This is a genomic window from Kutzneria sp. 744 (assembly GCF_000568255.1).
GTDB lineage: Bacteria > Actinomycetota > Actinomycetes > Mycobacteriales > Pseudonocardiaceae > Kutzneria.
Window position 1 is genome coordinate 10,088,745 of sequence record NZ_KK037166.1, and the last position, 17,835, is coordinate 10,106,579.

Genomic DNA, 17,835 nt, shown 5'->3' on the forward strand with positions numbered 1-17,835 from the left:
CCGGGGCCACGCCGTCTACGGCACCGACCTGTTCGACCGGGCCACGGTCGAGCGGTTCGCCGCCACGCTGATCCTGACGCTGCGCGACGGGCTCGCCGATCCGGACGCCGCCCTGCGCCGTGGCGACGACGCGTGGTCCGCCGCGGACCGGACCGCACTGTCCACAAGCGACGGTTCGGACCTCGCGCTGGTCGAGGCCGCGCTGGCCGCGCATCCCCGGGTGGCCCGGTCGGCCGCGCTCGTCCAGCAGACCGGCGACTCGGAGTCGCGCATCGTCGGCTACGTCGAGGTGGCGGTCCGCCCCGAGGCGGCCGACATGCTGGAGTTCGGCCCCGGTCTGTCCACTGTGGAGCTCCGTGAGTTCCTTGCCAGGACGCTGCCGGACACCCTGGCCCCGGCCACGTTCGTGATCATGGACGAGCTGCCGCTCGGGCCGGACGGGACCGTGGACCGCGCCGCGCTGCCCGAACCGACGACGACGGCGGGAGATCAGGGCCCCGCGGACGGACGCCGAACGTGTGCTCGCCGAGCTCTACGCGACCTGCTCGGCGTGGACCGGATCGGCATCGACGACGACTTCTTCACCATGGGCGGCGACAGCATCCGCTCGATCCAGCTGGCCACCCGGGCCCGCGCGCGAGGCGTCGAGATCGCGCCGAGGGAGATCTTCGAGCTGCGCACCGTGGCCGAACTGGCCGCACGGGTGGCCGACAAGGCCGACCAGGCCGTCGCCGCGGCGCGACCCGAGGACGACGGCGTCGGCTGGATGCCGCTGACGCCCATGGGCGCCCGCCTGGTCGAGCAGAAGAAGATCCGCCGGTTCTCGATGTTCACGATCGTGGACCTGCCCGCCGACATCGACGAGGCGGGCCTGCTGGCCACGCTCACCGCGGTGGTGGACCGGCACGACGCGCTGCGGTCCCGCCTCGTGTCCGGCGGCCTGCGGGTGCAGCCGGCCGGCTCCGTGGAGGTGGCGCCGCTGCTGCGTCGGGCCGGCCTCGGGGCCGACCTCCAGCGGGAACTCGACGACGCGATCGGCCGGCTGAACCCGACCAAGGGCGTGATGGCGCAGTTCGTCTGGGCCGAGCCGGACCGGTTGATCATCGTCGCCCACCACCTCGTGGTGGACGGCGTGTCCTGGCGGATCCTGCTGCCGGACCTGGCTTCGGCCTGGCAGAGCGTGCGGGCCGGGCGGACGCCGCGGCTGCCGGCGGTGCCGACCTCGCTGCGTCGGTGGGCCCACGCGCTGCTCGACGAGGCGACGACCACCGGGCGCATGGCCGAGCTGCCGCTCTGGGAGTCCATTGTGGACGGACCGGATCCGGTGCTGGGCAGTCGGCCGCTCGACGCGGGCGTCGACGTGCGCGCCACCCTGGACCAGCTCGACGTGCGGCTCCCGGCGTCGGTCGCCGACACCCTGCTCGCCCAGCTGCCCGTGGTCTACCGGTGCGGGATCGCCGAGGGCCTGATGGCCGCGCTGGCCCTGGCCCTCACCCGGTGGCGTCGCACGCGCGGTGTCGACGAATCCTCGGTTCTGCTGCGCGTCGAAGGGCATGGCCGGGAAGAGGCGGTCGTGCCCGGCGCGGACGTGTCCCGCACGGTGGGCTGGTTCACCAGCGCCTTCCCGGTGCGGGTGGACATCCCCGACGCCGAGCGCGCCTCGGCCGTGGACGCCGCGATCAAGGCGGTCAAGCAGCGGCTGCGGGCGATCCCGGACAAGGGCCTCGGCTACGGGCTGCTGCGCCATCTCAACGACGAGACCCGGGAAACGCTGGAGCAGTACCCGGACGGCCAGGTGACCTTCAACTACCTCGGCCGGTTCTCCGTCGCGGACACGCCGCGACGCCTGCGGGGCCTCGGCTGGACCGAGGTCGCGGAGGCGGCCGACATGGTCACCGAGTTCGACCCGGACATGGCGGTGCTGTCGGCCGTCGAGGTGAACGCCTACGTCGCCGAGGACGACAGCGGCCCCGCGGTCGTCGCCCGCTTCGGCTTCCCGACCGGCGTGCTGAGCCGGGACGAGGTCGGCGAACTGGTCGAGCTGTGGCAGACGGCGCTGGCGGAGCTGGCCGGCCGGCTCACCGCACCGGACGCCGCCGGCCTGACCACCTCGGACGTCCCGCTGGTCGCCGTGCACCAGGGCGAGATCGACGCCTGGCAGCGCAACTACCCGGGCCTGGCCGACATCTGGCCGCCGACGCCGTTGCAGTCGGGCCCTGTTGTTCCCGTCGAAGCTGGCCGGGCGGACCTTCGACGCCTACCACGTGCAGCGGGTGCTCCGGCTGACCGGCGAGGTCGACCCGGACCGCATGCGCGCGGCCGGCCAGGCGCTGCTGGACCGGCACGCCAACCTGCGGGTCGCGTTCGTCAGCGACGCGCGCGGCGAGTGGGTGCAGCTGGTGCCGGGCAAGGTCGCCCTGCCCTGGCGCCTGGCCGACCTGCGGGAGCTGGCCCCGGACGACCGCGAAGCGGAGCGGGCCCGGGTGCTGGCCGAGGACCGGGCCGAGTACTTCGATCCGGCCGTCCCGCCGCTGGTGCGCATGACGCTGGTGCTGACCGGCCCGGCCGCCGCCGAACTGGTGCTCACCACCCACCACGTGCTGCTGGACGGCTGGTCGCTGCCGCTGCTGGTGCAGGACCTGCTCAAGTTGTACGGATCGAACGGCGATGCCTCGGCGCTGCCGGCGCCCCCGCGGTATCGCGACTTCCTGCGCTGGCTGCGGGACCGGGACGCGGACGCCACGGCCGGGGCCTGGGCGAGCGAGCTCGACGGAGTGCGTGAACCGACCCTGCTGGCCCCGGACGACCGGTCGGACACCGAGGCCGGCACGGGCCAGCGCGAGGTGCCGCTGCGCGCCGCCCGCGAGCTCGCCCGGCGCGCAGCGGAACTCGGCGTCACCATGAACACGGTGGTGCAGGGCGCATGGGGGATCGTGCTCGCCACGCTCACCGGCCGGGACGACGTCGTCTTCGGCACCACGGTGTCCGGCCGGCCCGCCGACCTGCCCGGTGCGGACGCCACCATCGGGATGTTCATCAACACCGTCCCGGTCCGGGTCACCTGCCGTCCCGCGGAAACCCTGCGCGGGCTGCTGCGGGGGCTTCAACAACGGCAGGGCGCCCTGTTGGAGCACCATCACTGGGGCCTGACCGACATCCAGCGGACCGTCGGGCTGCCGATGCTGTTCGACACGGTCACGGTGTTCGAGTCCTATCCGGTCGACGGCGCGGACGTCGGCGCGGCCGGCACGGCGGCCGGTGTCTCGGTCACCGGCGTGACCTCGGAGGACGGCACGCACTACCCGTTGGGCGTGGCGGCGATCGCCGATCCCTACCCGCGCATCGCCATCGCGTACCGGCGCTCGGCCTTCGACGATGCCCACGTCGATCGCATCGCGGCGTTGTTCGGGCGGGTGCTCGACCGGATCACCACCGATCCGGACCTGCCGCTCGGCCGGCTTGACGGGCTCGACGCCGCCGAGCGGGAGCATCTGCTGACGGGGCTCAACGTGACCGCGCCGCCGCCACCCGCGCGGACCATCTGGGAACTGTTCGAAGCCCAGGCGGTGGCCAGCCCGGACGCGGTCGCCGTGGCCTACGCGGACCAGGAACTGACCTATCGGGACCTGCGGGCCCGGTCCGAGCGCCTGGCGCCGAACTCGTCCGGCGCGGGGTGGGGCCCGAGTCCGTGGTGGCCGTGATGGTGCGGCGCTCGCCCGAGTTGGCGACGGCGCTGCTCGCGGTGGCCAAGGCCGGCGGCGCGTACCTGCCCATCGGCCCGCCGAGCCGGCGGAACGCGTCGGCTACCTGATGTCGGACTCCGGCGCCCACCTGGCCATCGCCGACCGGACGACGGCGGCGCCGCTGGCCGGGCTCGTCCCGGACATCCTGCGGGTCGACGAACTCACCGCCGGCGAACCGGAGACCGTGGCGCCGGTCGAGGACGGCGCCGTGGCGGTGGACAACACCGCGTTCATCTTCTACACGTCCGGCTCGACCGGGCAGCCCAAGGGCGTCGCCGTCACCCACCGGGGCGTGGCCGCGATGGCCGCCGCCCACGTGGAGCGGCTGGCGGCGTCGGCCGGCTCCCGGGTGCTGCAGGTGCTCTCGCCGGCCTTCGACGTGTCGCTGTGCGAGATGTTCACCGCGCTGTTCTCCGGGGCCTGCCTGGTCTTCGCCGGCGAGGAGGACCTCGCCCCCGGCGCCGCGCTGACCGGCACGCTCAACGCGGGCCGAATCACGCACGCCTCGATCCCCAACTCGGCGCTGGCCCTGATGTCGCCCGACGCCGTGCCCACGCTGCGGTCGCTGGCCACCGGCGGCGAGGCGCTGCCGCCGGACCTGATGGCCGCGTGGGCCCGTGGCCGCCGGATGATCAACATCTACGGCCAGACCGAGACCTCGGCCGCGGTCACCATGAGCGCGCCGCTGACCGGCGGCGTGCCCCCGATCGGCCGGCCGATCCCCGGCTGCCGGGTCTACGTGCTGGACGGCGCGCTGCGCCCGGTGCCCCAGGGCGCGGTCGGCGAGCTGTACATCGCCGGCATCGGCCTGGCCCGCGGGTACACGGGCCGGCCGGGGCTGACCGCGGGGGCCTTCGTGGCCTGCCCGTTCGGGGCGGCCGGGGAGCGCATGTACCGCACCGGCGACCTGGTGGCGTGGAACGACCGTGACGAGCTGATGTTCCACGGCCGGGCCGACGACCAGATCAACATCCGCGGGCACCGCATCGAGCCCGGCGAGGTCGAAGGCGCGCTGGTCGCGCTGCCCGGCGTGGCCCGCGCCCTGGTGACGGTGGACGAGAACGGGGGAGATCGGCGCCTGGTCGGCTACGTCGTGCCCGAGGGCGTGCCGGAGCCCGGACTGACCGGTGCCCTACGTGAACGGCTGCGCGAGCGGCTGCCGGCGCACATGGTGCCCGCCGCCCTGGTCCTGATCGACGACATCCCGCTCACCCCCAACGCGAAGGTGGACAAGCGGCGGCTACCCGCGCCGGACCGTGCGGACCGGCCGACCGGGCGGGCCCCGCGCACCGCCCGCGAACAGATCCTGTGCGGGCTGTTCGCCGAGGTGCTCGGGCTGGACCGGGTCGGCGTGGACGAGGACTTCCTCGCCCTCGGCGGGCATTCCCTGCTGGTCGCCCGGCTGGTCAACCGGATTCTGGCGGTGCTCGGCATCGAGGTCCCGATCCGCTTGGTCTTCGAGCACCGCACGGTCGCCGGCCTCGCCGCCACCCTGGTCCCCGGTGGCGAACCCGTGGTGACCGAGGACCCGCTCGCGCCCGTGCTGCCGATCAGGACCGGCGGCGCACGGGAACCGCTGTGGCTGATCCATCCGGGCGGCGGCACCTGCTGGCCGTACCTCGGTCTGGCCGCGCTGCTGCCGGCGGACCGCCCGGCCTACGGCATCCAGGCCAAGGGCTTCGACGGCAAGACCGCCCTGCCGGACTCGATCGACGCGATGGTCGCCGACTACGCCGACGAGATCCTGGCGATCCAGCCGACCGGGCCGTTCCACCTGATGGGGCTGTCCTTCGGCGGCACGCTCGCGCACGCGGTGGCCGCCGAACTCCAGCACCGTGGCCACGAAGTGGCGCTGCTGGCCCTGCTGGACGGCGCGCCCGCCGACTACCTGATGGAGCAGGGGCCGCCGACCGAGGCCGCGATCCGCGACCACTACACCGAGCACCTGGTCGGCGTCGCGGACGGCGCGGACCAGCGGGAGGCCGTGGAGAACGCGGTGGCTGTGCTGGTCAACCAGACCAAGCTGATGCGCGACTTCACCTCGCCGAGCTATCGAGGGGACGTGGTGCTGTTCAACGCGGTGCCGAAATCGCGCGGGTCGTCGGCGGACCGGTGGCGCCCGCACGTGACGGGAGCCATCCGGCAGCACGACATCGTCAGCGCGCACGAGGAGCTCTACCGGCCCGGCCCCGCCGCCGAGATCTGCCGGATCATCGACGCCGAGCTGAGGGGATGACCGTGGCGCACGCCGGTGAATCGCCGACCCACGACGTCGTCGGCGTCGGTTTCGGGCCGGCCAACCTCTCGCTCGCGGTGGCGCTTGAGGAGAGCCCGGCCGCGCTGACGTCGGCGTTCTTCGAACGGCGCGCGTCGATCAGCTGGCACCAGGGCATGCTGCTGCCGGCCGCCAAGATGCAGGTGTCGTTTCTCAAGGACCTGGCCACCTTCCGCAATCCGGCCTCGCGCTTCAGCTTCGTGTCCTTCCTGCACGAGCGGGGGCGGCTGGTCCGGTTCGCCAACAACCACGACTTCTTCCCCACCCGGCGCGAGTTCCACGACTATCTGGAATGGGCCGAGTCGAAGCTGGCCCACGAGGTGAGCTACGACAGCGAGGTGACGGCGATCAGGCCGGGCCCCGGCCGTCCGGTGGACAGCGTCCTGGTCGACGTGTCCACGCCCGAGGCGACCAGGACGGTCGAGGCCCGCAACATCGTCATCTCCACCGGGCTCGTGCCGCGCATGCCGGCCGGCGTGCAGAGCGACGAGTTCGTCTGGCACAGCTCCCGGTTCCTCGACCACTTCCGCGACCGCGATCCGCGCAGCCTGCGCCGGGTCGCCGTGGCCGGCGGCGGCCAGAGCGCGGCCGAGATCGTCCGGTTCCTGCACGACAACCGGCCGGACACGGTCGTGCACGCGATCATGCCGTCCTACGGCTACGTCGTCGCCGACAACACCCCGTTCGCCAACCAGATCTTCGACCCGGCCGCGGTCGACGACTACTTCGACGGGTCCAAGCAGGCCAAGGACGCGTTCTGGCGCTACCACCGCAACACCAACTACTCGGTGGTGGACGACGAGGTGATCAGGGACCTCTACCGGCGTGGCTACGACGACGAGGTGGCCGGCGCGCCGCGGCTGAACTTCGTCAACCTGGCCCATGTCGTCGGGGCCAAGCGCATCGCCGACGACACCCGCGTCACCGTGTACTCGATGGCCAGGGAGGAGTCCTACGACCTGGACGTCGACGTGCTGGTGTGCGCGACGGGGTACGACCCGATGGACCCGGGGGACCTGCTGGGCGAGCTCGCCGAGCACTGCGTGCAGGACGCCGAGGGGCGCTGGCAGGTCGACCGGGACTACCGCATGGTGACCACCCCGGACCTGCGCTGCGGCATCTACCTGCAGGGCGGCACCGAGCACACCCACGGGCTGTCTTCCTCGCTGCTGTCCAACCTCGCCACCCGCAGCGGCGAGATCGTCAGTTCCATCGAGCGACGCAAGAGTTGACCGACACACGAAGGAGTCCGGGCATGAGCGCCAACCCGTTCGACGACGAGGACGGCCAGTTCCAGGTGCTGGTCAACGACGAGGACCAGCACTCGCTGTGGCCGGCCTTCGCGCCGGTTCCGGACGGCTGGCGGGTCGTGTTCGGCGCCGACCGGCGCGACCGGTGCCTGGCCTACGTCGAGCAGAACTGGACGGACATGCGCCCGAAGAGCCTGCGCGAGGCCATGGCGGCCGACTGACCCAACGGACCGACCAACGGACCCGGCTCGGCCGTGAGGCCGAGCCGGGTCCGAAGTGCGTCGGGGCGGGGCGAGCCCGGTCAGGCCGGGCAGCGCAGGGCCGGGTCCGCGGTCAGGATGGCGTGGTGCACGTCGCGCAGGCGCAGCCCCGGCTCGATGCCGAGCTCGTCCGCCAGCAGCCGCCTGCTCTGCTCGTAGACGGCCAGCGCCTCGGCCTGGCGGTCGCACCGGTACAGCGTGGTCATGAGCTGGGCTCGGAACCGCTCGCGCAGCGGATGCCGGGCGACCAGGCTGGTCAGCTCGGGCAGCACCTGGGTGTGCCGGCCCATGGCCAGTTCGGCCTCGATCAGGCTCTCCCCCGCGTTGACGCGGATCTCCTCCCAGGCGACGGGGCCCTCGGCGTGGCGAGGTGCTCGGAGACGTCCGCGAGCGCGGGGCCGCGCCAGCGCGCCAGCCCGGCCCGGAGCAGTCCGCTCGCGTCCTCCCAGCGGCCCGCCCGCAGCGCCACCTGCCCACGCGCGGCGAGCGCCTCGAACTCGGCGAGATCGAACGAGGCGCCGTCGGTGCTCAGCTGGTACGCGGGCCCGCGCCGGGCGGTGATCACGCCCGCGCCCAGCGCCTTGCGCAGCCGCGAGATGTGGTTGTAGATCTGCGCGTCGCACGTCGCCGGGGGCCGGCTGCCCCACAGCAGCCGGTTCAGCTCCCGCTCGGACAGGAACTTCCCGGTCGCCAGCAGCAACGCGGTGAGCATGGTCCGCTGCTTCACGCCGGCCAGGCGGATCCGGCCCGCGCCGGTCCGCACCTCGACCGGACCCAGGATGCGGTACTCCACCGGACTCACCGTCAGCCCGCCGCGACGACGTCGATGATGTTGTAGTTGGGCAGGCCGTTGAGGGTGGGCACGTCGGTCAGCGACACGAGCTCCAGCCCCGCGGCGGCGAGCAGGGCGCGGTACTCCGCCTCGTCGCGTTCGGTTCCCCCGGTGTAGACGAGGTTGTTCAGGTCGGTCAGGCCGTAGGTGGCCGAGTGCTCGGCCGCGATCACGGCCGGCATCACCGTCTCCACGAGCAGCAGCCGCGAGTTCGCCGCCATGGCCGCGCGGCAGTTGCGCAGGATGGCGACGGCCTTGTCGTCGGTGTGGTCGCGGATGATGTGGCTGAGCAGGTAGGCGTCGGCACCGGCCGGAACGGACTCGGCGACGTCGCCCGGCTGGAGCTCGCAGCGGTCGGCGACGCCGGCCGCGGTGAGCGTGGCCAGCGTGCGCTCGAACGCCTCGGGACGGTCGTAGACCACGGCCCGCGGACCGGGCGCCGAGCTCAGGATCGCGGCGATCAGCGTGCCCTCGTCCCCGCAGTAGGCCGCGATCGTGCCGAACCCGGAGAAGTCGTAGACCTTGCCGACGCCGTCGGCGAACTCCTTGGCGCTGCTCGCCTTGCCCGCGCGCCAGCTGGCGCCGAGCACGGGATCGCGCATGATCACCTCGCGGGCGGTGAGCCCGTCGTCGGTGGCGCGGCCGGGCGCGCCGGTCTGGATGACCCGCTTCAGGTCGCCCCAGGCCCGCCAGAGTCCCGGCGTGACCGACAGGACGATGTCGTCGCGGGCCGAGTCGGGCACGTCCGAGCGCAGCAGCTCGCCGAACTCGGTCAGCCCGAACCGGTCGGCGTCGTGCTGCACGGCCACGCCGAGGCCGACCAGCGCCCGCAGCAGCCGGCGGACCGCGGCCGGGTCGGCGCCCGTCCGCTCGGCCACGGTCCGGCTGTCCGGCGCGCCGTCGGCCAGGGCGTCCGCGATGCCCAGTTCCGCGGTGACGTAGAGGATCTGTGCGGGCACGTAGCCCGCCGACAGCTGCCGCGGCGACGGTGTCATCGTCCTGGCTCCCGTTCTGGCGTCGAGTCGGTGGTGCGGGGCTACTGGGTGTGCAGCGGGAGGCGGTTGACACCGATCATGTCCTCGGTGGGGAACATGGTCGGGGGAGAGGCCGGATCGGCGCGCAGCACGGCGAAGCGGTCGAACAGGTCGTTGAGCGCGATCTTCGCCTCCAGCCGGGCCAGACCCGCGCCGAGGCAGTAGTGGATGCCGCGGCCGAAGCCGAGGTGCGGGTTGGGGTCGCGCTCGGGGCGGTACTCGTCGGGCGCGTCGAACACGGCCGGATCCCGGTTGGCCGCGGCCAGCCACAGGAAGATCAGCTGGTCCTTGGGCACGTCCCGGCCGGCGATGGTGGTGTCCACGGCGGTGGACCGCGGCAGCACGGTGGCCGGCGACAGCAGCCGCATGGCCTCCTCGATCGAGCCGGGCACCAGGGAGCGGTCCGCGCGCACCCGCGCCGCCTGCTCCGGATAGGCGTCCAGGCACAGCAACGTGTTGCCCAGCACCATCGACGTGGTCATGTGGCCGGTGATCAACATGATGATCGCGATGGTCACGGCCTCGTTCCTGGTGAGGCGCTCGCCGTCGACCTCGGCCGTGGCCAGGTGGGTGAGCAGGTCCTCGCGGGGGTGGCGGCGGCGCTCGTCGAGGTGCTCGCGGATGTAGCGCAGCATCGGCTGCATCCGCTCGGTGCCCTCGTCGACGTCCTTCTGCCCCTCCTCCTCGTCGAGGAACTGCATGCCGCTGAAGCTCTCGATGATGTTGTCGGCCCAGCCCTTGAACATGGCGCGGTCGCCGGCCGGGATGCCGAGCAGCTCGCAGATCACGATCACCGGCAGCGGATAGGCCAGGTCGGCGACCAGCTCGATCTCGGGCCGGCCGTCCACCTCGTCCAGCAGTTCCTTGACGATCGTGACGATTCGCGGCTCCATCGCCGAGATCAGCGCCGGCGTGAAGTACGGGGTCAGCAGATTGCGCAGCTTGCGGTGCTTCGGCGGGTCCGTCTGGGAGAGGTCGCCCTCCATGAGATCGGATTCGACGGTCACCGGGAGCAGATGCGCGATCTGCGACGAGAATACCTTGTAGTTGCCGAGAGCGGTCTGGCACTCGGCATGGCCGAACACATCCCAGGCGCCCTTTTTCTCGTTGAACTCGATCGGTGAATCGGGGCGCCGCCCGCGCAGCCAGTCGTATTCAGGGTGAATGTTCCATCGTTCGACGACCGTCATCATCGCTGTTCTCCGAGGAATTCCATGGAAACCGGGACCGGTCTTCGGTCACGCGCGGGCCGGCTGCCTATCGGCTGGCTATTTGAGCGAAGTTCGATAACAATCGACTCTGTTGTCCGAGCCTTCCAGTGCCCACTCCCGCTGTCAAGGCACGTGAATTCGCCCCGCTGTCCCGTCGACGGGACGAGCGGGGAAGAGGGGACGGTCATGGCCGACGGCGTTCCGCTGCACGAGCCGGTCGAGGAAATCGCGCGGCGCCTGCCGTACAAGCTCGCCTGCGCGGGCGGAACCGGCTCGCTGCGCTACGGCGAACTGGCCGACGCCGCGGACCGGCTGGCCGCCCGGCTGGTCGCCGCCGGCGTCGGCCGCGACGACCGCGTGGGCCTGTTTCTGGCCCGTGGCCCCGATCTGGCGGTCGGGATCCTCGGCGTGCTCCGCGCCGGCGCCGCCTACCTGCCGCTCGGCATCGCCGACCCGCCCGCCCGTGTCGCCGCCGTCATCGCCGACGCCGCGCCGCGCTGCGTGCTGGTGCACGGTCCGACCAGCGCCCGGTTCACCGGCGACACCATGGTTCTCGACCTCGACGCGAGCACCGACGAAGCCTCCGAAGCGGAGCCCGTCGAGGACAGCGCGGCGGCGTACGTCGTCTACACCTCCGGCTCGACCGGCGCCCCGCGCGGCGTGGTCGTCGAGCACCGCAACCTCGCCCGGCACATCGCCTGGCTGCGCGCGCAGCTCCCGCTCGCGCCCGGCGAACGGCTGCTCCAGATGGCTCCCGTCACCTTCGACGCGGCCATGACCGACTTCTTCTGGCCGCTGTCCGCCGGGGCCACCGTGGTCTTCCTCGACGAAGGCGCGCACCTCGACCCGCGGGCCATCGTCCGGACTTTGGTCGAGCAGGACATCGTCGCCGTCCGCCTGCCGCCCGCCATGCTTCCGCTGCTGCTGGCCGAGCCGGCGTTCGCCCGGGCGACCAGCCTGCGCTACGTGATCTGCGGCGGCGACCGGCTGCCGAGCTCGCTGGCGCGCGGTGTCCGGGAGGCACTGCCCGGGGTCCGGCTGTTCAACCGGTACGGCCCCACCGAAACCGCGGTCGCGGTGACGTATCACGAGATCGACGCCGCGGATGTGCGTGAGCCGGGCGACTTGCCGATCGGTTTCCCCGTGGACGGCGTCGACCTGCGCGTCGACAATGGCGACGGAATCGTGCCACTGGCCCCGGGCCGGCGCGGTGAGTTGATCGTGTGCGGAGCCTCGGTCGCCCGTGGCTATCTCGGCGATCCCGACCTGACGGCGCGGCGCTTCGTCCAGGTTGACGGCGCGGGGCGCGGCTACCGCACCGGCGACTGGGTCAGCGTGGATCCGTCCGGGGCGCTGCGCTTCGTCGGCCGGCGCGACGAGCAGGTGCAGATCGCCGGCTACCGCGTGGAACCGGGTGAGGTGCGCGCGAACCTGCTGGCGCATCAGGGTGTCGTCGACTGCGTGGTGACCGCGACGGCCGGCGTCGAACCGGCGCTGGTGGCCTATGTCGTGCCGGCGATGCCGAGGCCGAGCAAGGCGTCGCTGCGGGCCTTCCTGCTGGACCGGCTGCCCCGGCACATGGTGCCCGGCGAGGTGGTGTTCCTCAGCGAACTGCCCACCACCGACCGGGGCAAGCCCGACCTGGCCGCCCTCGCACGCCGGTCCTAGCCCGAACCCGGGACGACGCGTCTCAGCGGTCGCGGTGGACGGGCTGGGCCATGGAGACCCGGATCTGCCGGGCGCCCCGGTACGGGCGCCGTCCGTGCGACATCAGCATGTTGTCCACGATCAGCAGGTCCCCGCGCTGCCAGGGAAACACGATGCTGTTGCGCCGATAGGCGTCCAGGATCTCGGCGATCACCTCCGCCGGGATCGGCGAGCCGTCGCCGAAGTAGGTGTGCGTCGGCAGGAAGTTCTCGCCGTAGAGCTCCAGCAGGCCGGTGCGGATCTCCTCGTCCATGGAGAAGACGTTGAAGAACGAGATGTGGTTGAACCACACCTCCGCGCCGGATCGCGGATGCGTGCGGATCGCATCCCGGCGCGCCGAGAGCCGCAGCCGGTCGTCGTCGACCCTCGTGACCTGAATGCCGTTGCGCCGGCAGTACGCCTCGATCTCGGTCATGTCCTCGGTCTGGAACACGTCCCGCACGGACAGGCCGAGCCCGCCGCCGATGTTGCGCACGTACATCCAGCCGCGTTCCCGGAACAGCTCGCGCGTCCGGTCGGACAGGGTGGCCAGCAGCGCGCGCGAGTCGGCGATCGGCGTCTCCCCGCCCTCGGCCGGCGGCTGCTGGCACAGGAAGTACAGGTGCAGCGGCCAGGTGTTGGTGTACGAGCTCTCGTTGTGCATCTGGATGGCGTGCTGCGCCGGATAGTCGGTCGACGTGTACACGCCGGTGGACACCTCCGACCGCGGCGACGACCGCTCGCCGTAGGCCAGCGGCTCGCCGGAGAACGCGCGCACCACCTCGGACAGATGGTCGCTGTCCGCCTCGGCGAAACCGCGCAGCAGCACCGCGCCGTGCCGCAGCAGCGCGGACTCCAGCTCGGCGCGGTGCTCGGCCACGTGCCGCGCGAGGGGGATGTCCGAGGGCGCCTCGACGCGCAGCAGCCCCGGCCGGCCGGTCTCGGTCGCCGCCGCGTCGTCCGTCGAGTTCGTCATCGTGCGCTCCGCATGGCTGGGTGAGAACGGGTCAGCGGGAATCGAGAGTCGGCGCGGGCGGGACGGTCGGCGCGCAGTCGGTGAGGTCGACCGGCTCGCCCATGGCCACCAGGATCATCCGGTCGCCGCGGTAGGGGTCCCGGCCGTGGGCCGCGAGCAGGTTGTCGACCAGGATCACGTCGCCCGCCTGCCAGGTCTCCCGCAGCGTGGCCGCGTCGTAGGCGCGCGCCAGCGCCTCGACGTCCTGCTCGGTCAGCGGCTTGCCGTCGCCGAACATCGTGTTGTACGGCAGCTCGTCCGCCGCCAGGTCGTCGAGCAGGTAGGCGCGCAGCTCCTCGGCCAGCGACCACACGCTCCAGAAGGCCACGTGGTTGAACCACACCTCATGGTCGAGGCGGGGATGCCGGATCAGGGCCGAACGCCGCTGCACCGTGCGCAGGCGCCCGTTGGCCTCCCAACAGGCGCCGATGTCGTTGGCCGCGCAGTACCGCAGCACCTCGTCCGGGTCGTCCGTGCCGAAGGCCGTCTGCCAGCCGAGCCCGAAGTACTCGGTGTAGTTGCGCACCAGGCCCCAGCCGACCTCGCGGAACCGCCGCACCAGCTCGTCGGGCAGGGCCGCGAGCACCTTGCGGCAGTCGGCCACCGGCGTCGCGCCGCCGGACTCGGGCGCGGTGAGGCAGCCGAACATGATCGTGCCGGGAAAGCTCAGCGTGTAGCTGTTCTCGTTGTGCAGCATGATGCCTGGTCGACCGGGAAGTCGGTGGACGAGAACACGTCGTCGCCGAAGCTCGACCGCGGGGTGGCCCGCTCCCGGTACGGCGTGCGCGAGCTGATCACCGCGTCGCGCAGATGCCCGAAGTCCGCCGCCGACTCGAACGCGAGCCCGCGCACCAGCAGCGCCCCGTCGCTGTCCAGCACGGCCCGCAGTTCGGGCAGCGTGGCCCGCAGCCACGCGCAGGAGTCCGCCAGGTCCAACCCGCGCGGCGCCGCGAAGATCGGCGGTTTTCCCGGTTCCCGCCTGGGTTCCACAGTCACCTTCCCACGTCGAAGAGGTGCGCCCGGTCGCTGTCCCGTCGGCAGGACGCCGATGCCCGCCTACGTGCCCTGGTGCAGGCGCCGCAGGTAGGCCTGCATGGTCGGGGCGGTGGCGACCAGCTCCTCCGTGCGCCGGCGCACCGCGGCGAACACCGGCTCCGCGCGATCGACGGCCTCCGGGCGGAATTCGAGCACCGGCAGCGGATGCTCGGGCAGGAAACCGAGCCCGGCGAAGATGCAGTAGTAGTTCGAGTTGGTCCAGAAGTTGCGGAACTCGGCCTCGAAATTGCCGTAGTAGTGCCCGTCGTCGATGGTGACCGGCAGTTCGACCGGCAGCCCGGCCCTGTACATCTCGACCTTCTCGGCGAACCCGTCCGCGAACGGCAGCTCCTTGCAGGCCCGCCAGAACTCGGAGTCGTCACGCGGCGACAGGCTGAAGTGCGCCTGGAGGAAGTCGCGGGTGTCGTCGTACATGGTCGCCACCTCGCGGTTGAACCGGTCGGCCAGGATCGGCCGGAACCGCTTGTCCGGGAAGTGCTTCACCAGCTGGTAGAGCGAGGCGTAACTGAAGTACAGGCCGGTCGACTCCAGCGGCTCCACGAACATGGCGGACACGCCGATGGCGACGCAGTTGCGCACCCAGGCCCGGCGGCTGCGGCCGACCCGGAACCGGACGTTGTTGAACGTCTGCTCCGCCGGGTCGACGTCCCACATGCGGCAGAGCTCCTCGGCCGCCTCGTCCTGGGAGGTGAACTGGCTGGAGTAGACGTAGCCGGAGCCGAACCGGCCGAGCAGCGGGATCTTCCACGACCAGCCCGACCGCATGGCCAGCGACGAGGTGTACGGCTCGATGCCCACCTTCTCGTCGTCGTGCGGGAGCATCAGCGCCACCGCGCGGTCGTTGAGCAGGTGCTTGCTCATGTCCAGGAACGGCTCCTGCATGACCTTGCCCATGAGCACGCTGCGGAAGCCGCTGCAGTCGATGAACAGGTCGGCGGCCAGCGTGCGGCCGGACTCGGTGTTGACGGCCGTGATGTGGCCGCGCTGGTCGAGGTCGGCATGCGTGAACACGTCCTGGACGTGGGTCACGTTCAGCTTCTGCACGGCGAACCGGCAGAGGAAGTCGGCCACCAGGTCGGCGTCGAAGTGCCAGGCGTAGCTGGCCAGTTTCGTGCCGTCCATCAACCTCGGCGAGAGCTTGCGGTCCAGCAGCTCGGGCTGCACGTAGCAGGAGCGGTCGAAGGGTTCGTCGGTCAGGCCGTTGAGGCGCCGGTGCGCCCAGTACTGCGACAGCGGCAGGTTCTCGTGCTCGGGCAGCTGGCCGAACAGGTGGTCGAAGTGGTCGGGGCGGCCGTCCGGACGCCGCCGCGGCGTGGCCTGGCCGTCGCCCGGCGTCCGCCAGTTGACGAACCGGACCGCGGCCTTGTAGCTGGCGTTGCACTCCCGCATCCACTCGTCCTCGGCGATGCCCAGGAAGTCGAAGAAGACCTTGTGCAGGTTGGGAATGGTGGCCTCGCCGACCCGGATGCGCGAGATGGAGGGCGCCTCGAGCACGGTGACCTCGACGCCGGGCCCGAGCGCCTTGCTCAGGTAGCAGGCGGACATCCAGCCGGCCGTGCCGCCGCCAAGGACAAGGATGCTCCGAATTCGATTGTCATCCATCAAATTGCCCTCTCTGACGCAATGGGGGAGTAGATCCCGGATTCAGTCAGCGAATCGGGCGCGGCGCAACACGAGCGGAACCCCCAAGGATGATGGCCGACGATAGCACGGGCCTTCTGTCGTGTCAGCGGTGTTGCCCGATGATAGAAATCCGATAGTTTCCGATGACATCGTGGTCGGCGGGTACGCACGGACCTGTGACGGAATATCGGGCTGAACTCGAGCTGAGGTGCTGTGGTGACTGCGAAGACCCCGGACAGGGTGGTGATCGTCGGCGGTGGCACCGCGGGATGGATGACCGCCGCCTACCTGAAGACCGCGTTCGGCGACCGGCTTTCGATCACCGTCGTGGAATCGAGCAGAATCGGGACCATCGGCGTCGGTGAGGCGACCTTCAGCGACATCCAGCACTTCTTCCAGTTCCTCAACCTCCGGGAACAGGACTGGATGCCGGCCTGCAACGCCACCTACAAGCTGGGCATCCGCTTCGAGAACTGGCGGCATGTCGGCCATCATTTCTACCAGCCGTTCGAGCAGATCCGCCCGGTCTACGGCTTTCCGCTGACCGACTGGTGGCTGCACGACGCGCCGACCGACCGCTTCGACACCGACTGCTTCGTCATGCCCAACCTGTGCGAGGCCGGGCGCAGCCCGCGCCACCTCGACGGCACGCTGGCCGACGAGGACTTCGTGGAGGAGGGCGACGAGCTCGCCAACCGCACCATGTCCGAGCACCAGGGCAAGTCGCAGTTCCCGTACGCCTACCACTTCGAGGCGGCGCTGCTGGCCAAGTTCCTCACCGGGTACGCGGTGGACCGCGGCGTCGAGCACGTCGTCGACGACGTCCTGGACGTGCGGCTGGACCAGCGCGGGTGGATCGAGCACGTGGTCACCGCCGAGCACGGCGAGATCCACGGCGACCTGTTCGTCGACTGCACCGGTTTCCGGGGACTGCTGCTGAACAAGGCGCTCGGTGTGCCGTTCGTGTCCTATCAGGACACTCTGCCCAACGACAGCGCGGTCGCCCTCCAGGTCCCGCTGGACATGCAGCGGCGCGGCATCGTGCCGAACACCACGGCCACCGCGCGGGAGGCCGGCTGGATCTGGACCATCCCGCTGTTCGGTCGGGTCGGCACCGGGTACGTCTACGCCAAGGACTACCTCTCGCCCGAGGAGGCCGAGCGCACGCTGCGCGAGTTCGTCGGCCCGGCGGCCGCGGACGTGGAGGCCAACCACATCCGCATGCGGATCGGCCGCAGCCAGGAGTCCTGGCGGAACAACTGCGTGGCCATCGGCCTGTCCAGCGGCTTCGTCGAGCCGCTGGAGTCGACCGGGATCTTCTTCATCCACCACGCCATCGAGCAGCTGGTGAAGCACTTCCCGGCGGCCGACTGGAACCCGAAGTCCCGGGACATGTACAACTCCGCGGTCGCGCACGTGATGGACGGCATCCGCGAGTTCCTGGTGATCCACTACCGGGGCGCGGCGCGGGCCGACAACCAGTACTGGCGCGACACCAAGACCCGCCCGCTGCCGGACGGCCTGGCCGAGCGCATCGAGTGCTGGCAGACGCAGCTGCCGGACACCGAGACGATCTACCCGTACTACCACGGGCTGCCGCCCTACTCCTACATGTGCATCCTGATGGGCGGCGGGGCCATCCGGACGCCGGCCTCGGCCGCGTTGGCCCTGACCGACCAGGGGGCCGCGCAGAAGGAGTTCGCCGCCGTCCGGGACCGGGCCGCGCAGCTGCGCGACACGCTGCCCAGCCACTACGAGTACCTCGCGCGGATGCGTGGTCTGGATGTCTGAGTCGTCGGGACCGGCCGCCTCGCCCTCGGGCGGGGCGACCCGGGACGGGTTCCGCGCGA

Annotated in this window: 14 protein-coding genes and 2 pseudogenes; 8 read left to right on the top strand and 8 right to left on the bottom strand. The window is 71.6% G+C overall.

From position 1 onward, the window contains the following. Positions 1 to 412 precede the first annotated feature (412 nt). The 6 genes and pseudogenes from KUTG_RS64705 to KUTG_RS46040 all read left to right on the top strand — a co-directional run. A pseudogene (locus tag KUTG_RS64705) lies at positions 413 to 2,098 on the top strand (condensation domain-containing protein); the annotation flags it as partial. A gap of 211 nt (positions 2,099 to 2,309) precedes the next feature. Then, on the top strand, positions 2,310 to 3,701 hold the full coding sequence (locus tag KUTG_RS64710; protein ID WP_232241296.1) for a condensation domain-containing protein: 1,392 nt from the start codon (positions 2,310 to 2,312) through the stop codon (positions 3,699 to 3,701). Beyond that, positions 3,701 to 4,956 (top strand): annotated as a pseudogene (locus KUTG_RS64715) (amino acid adenylation domain-containing protein); the annotation flags it as partial. The gene KUTG_RS64710 and the pseudogene KUTG_RS64715, both read left to right, overlap by 1 nt. A gap of 12 nt (positions 4,957 to 4,968) precedes the next feature. Continuing rightward, on the top strand, positions 4,969 to 5,979 hold the full coding sequence (locus KUTG_RS64720) for a thioesterase domain-containing protein (RefSeq protein WP_369794679.1): 1,011 nt from the start codon (positions 4,969 to 4,971) through the stop codon (positions 5,977 to 5,979). Continuing rightward, entirely contained in the window at positions 5,976 to 7,250 is a 1,275-nt protein-coding gene (locus KUTG_RS46035) for a lysine N(6)-hydroxylase/L-ornithine N(5)-oxygenase family protein (RefSeq protein ID WP_043726233.1), read from the top strand. The genes KUTG_RS64720 and KUTG_RS46035 overlap by 4 nt, the downstream gene beginning before the upstream one ends. A gap of 23 nt (positions 7,251 to 7,273) precedes the next feature. Further along, positions 7,274 to 7,489 carry an MbtH family protein gene (locus tag KUTG_RS46040; RefSeq protein WP_043726234.1) on the top strand — a complete coding sequence of 72 codons (216 nt, stop codon included), beginning with the start codon at positions 7,274 to 7,276 and terminating at the stop codon, positions 7,487 to 7,489. Positions 7,490 to 7,569: 80 nt separating this feature from the next. Here KUTG_RS46040 and KUTG_RS65515 read toward each other — a convergent pair whose 3' ends face one another. Genes KUTG_RS65515 through KUTG_RS46055 form a run of 4 tightly spaced genes read right to left on the bottom strand, consistent with a single transcriptional unit; the run spans position 7,570 to position 10,587 of the window. Next, complete coding sequence (locus KUTG_RS65515) at positions 7,570 to 7,935, bottom strand: AfsR/SARP family transcriptional regulator (protein ID WP_255361056.1); 366 nt, start codon at positions 7,933 to 7,935, stop codon at positions 7,570 to 7,572. Beyond that, positions 7,836 to 8,321: an AfsR/SARP family transcriptional regulator gene (locus KUTG_RS65520; RefSeq protein WP_157495268.1), complete on the bottom strand. Its 486-nt coding sequence runs from the start codon at positions 8,319 to 8,321 to the stop codon at positions 7,836 to 7,838. The genes KUTG_RS65515 and KUTG_RS65520 overlap by 100 nt, the downstream gene beginning before the upstream one ends. An 11-nt stretch (positions 8,322 to 8,332) precedes the next feature. After that, entirely contained in the window at positions 8,333 to 9,355 is a 1,023-nt protein-coding gene (locus tag KUTG_RS46050; protein ID WP_052396215.1) for a methyltransferase, read from the bottom strand. A gap of 41 nt (positions 9,356 to 9,396) precedes the next feature. Continuing rightward, positions 9,397 to 10,587, bottom strand: coding sequence for a cytochrome P450 (locus KUTG_RS46055; RefSeq protein WP_043726235.1), 1,191 nt, complete (start codon positions 10,585 to 10,587; stop codon positions 9,397 to 9,399). Between the two features lie 204 nt (positions 10,588 to 10,791). Here KUTG_RS46055 and KUTG_RS46060 point away from each other — a divergent pair, with 204 nt between their 5' ends. Beyond that, positions 10,792 to 12,273 carry an amino acid adenylation domain-containing protein gene (locus KUTG_RS46060; RefSeq protein ID WP_052396216.1) on the top strand — a complete coding sequence of 494 codons (1,482 nt, stop codon included), beginning with the start codon at positions 10,792 to 10,794 and terminating at the stop codon, positions 12,271 to 12,273. A 22-nt stretch (positions 12,274 to 12,295) separates the two neighbouring features. Here KUTG_RS46060 and KUTG_RS46065 read toward each other — a convergent pair whose 3' ends face one another. Genes KUTG_RS46065 through KUTG_RS46075 form a run of 4 tightly spaced genes read right to left on the bottom strand, consistent with a single transcriptional unit; the run spans position 12,296 to position 15,964 of the window. Beyond that, the gene (locus tag KUTG_RS46065) at positions 12,296 to 13,267 is read right to left on the bottom strand and encodes a TauD/TfdA family dioxygenase (protein WP_084580610.1); all 972 of its coding nucleotides are present in this window, start codon (positions 13,265 to 13,267) and stop codon (positions 12,296 to 12,298) included. A gap of 31 nt (positions 13,268 to 13,298) precedes the next feature. Next, positions 13,299 to 14,003 carry a TauD/TfdA family dioxygenase gene (locus KUTG_RS46070; RefSeq protein WP_198047573.1) on the bottom strand — a complete coding sequence of 235 codons (705 nt, stop codon included), beginning with the start codon at positions 14,001 to 14,003 and terminating at the stop codon, positions 13,299 to 13,301. Next, complete coding sequence (locus KUTG_RS65525) at positions 13,973 to 14,302, bottom strand: TauD/TfdA family dioxygenase (protein ID WP_198047574.1); 330 nt, start codon at positions 14,300 to 14,302, stop codon at positions 13,973 to 13,975. The genes KUTG_RS46070 and KUTG_RS65525 overlap by 31 nt, the downstream gene beginning before the upstream one ends. Positions 14,303 to 14,362: 60 nt before the next feature. Next, a complete protein-coding gene (locus KUTG_RS46075; protein ID WP_043726236.1) occupies positions 14,363 to 15,964 on the bottom strand; it encodes a tryptophan 7-halogenase KtzQ in 1,602 nt (533 codons plus the stop codon). 237 nt (positions 15,965 to 16,201) lie between these two features. Between KUTG_RS46075 and KUTG_RS46080 the strand changes: the two genes are divergently transcribed. Beyond that, positions 16,202 to 17,776 (top strand): 7-chloro-L-tryptophan 6-halogenase KtzR, encoded by a 1,575-nt coding sequence (locus tag KUTG_RS46080; RefSeq protein ID WP_232241297.1) that lies wholly within the window; start codon positions 16,202 to 16,204, stop codon positions 17,774 to 17,776. The last annotated feature ends 59 nt before the right edge of the window (positions 17,777 to 17,835 follow it).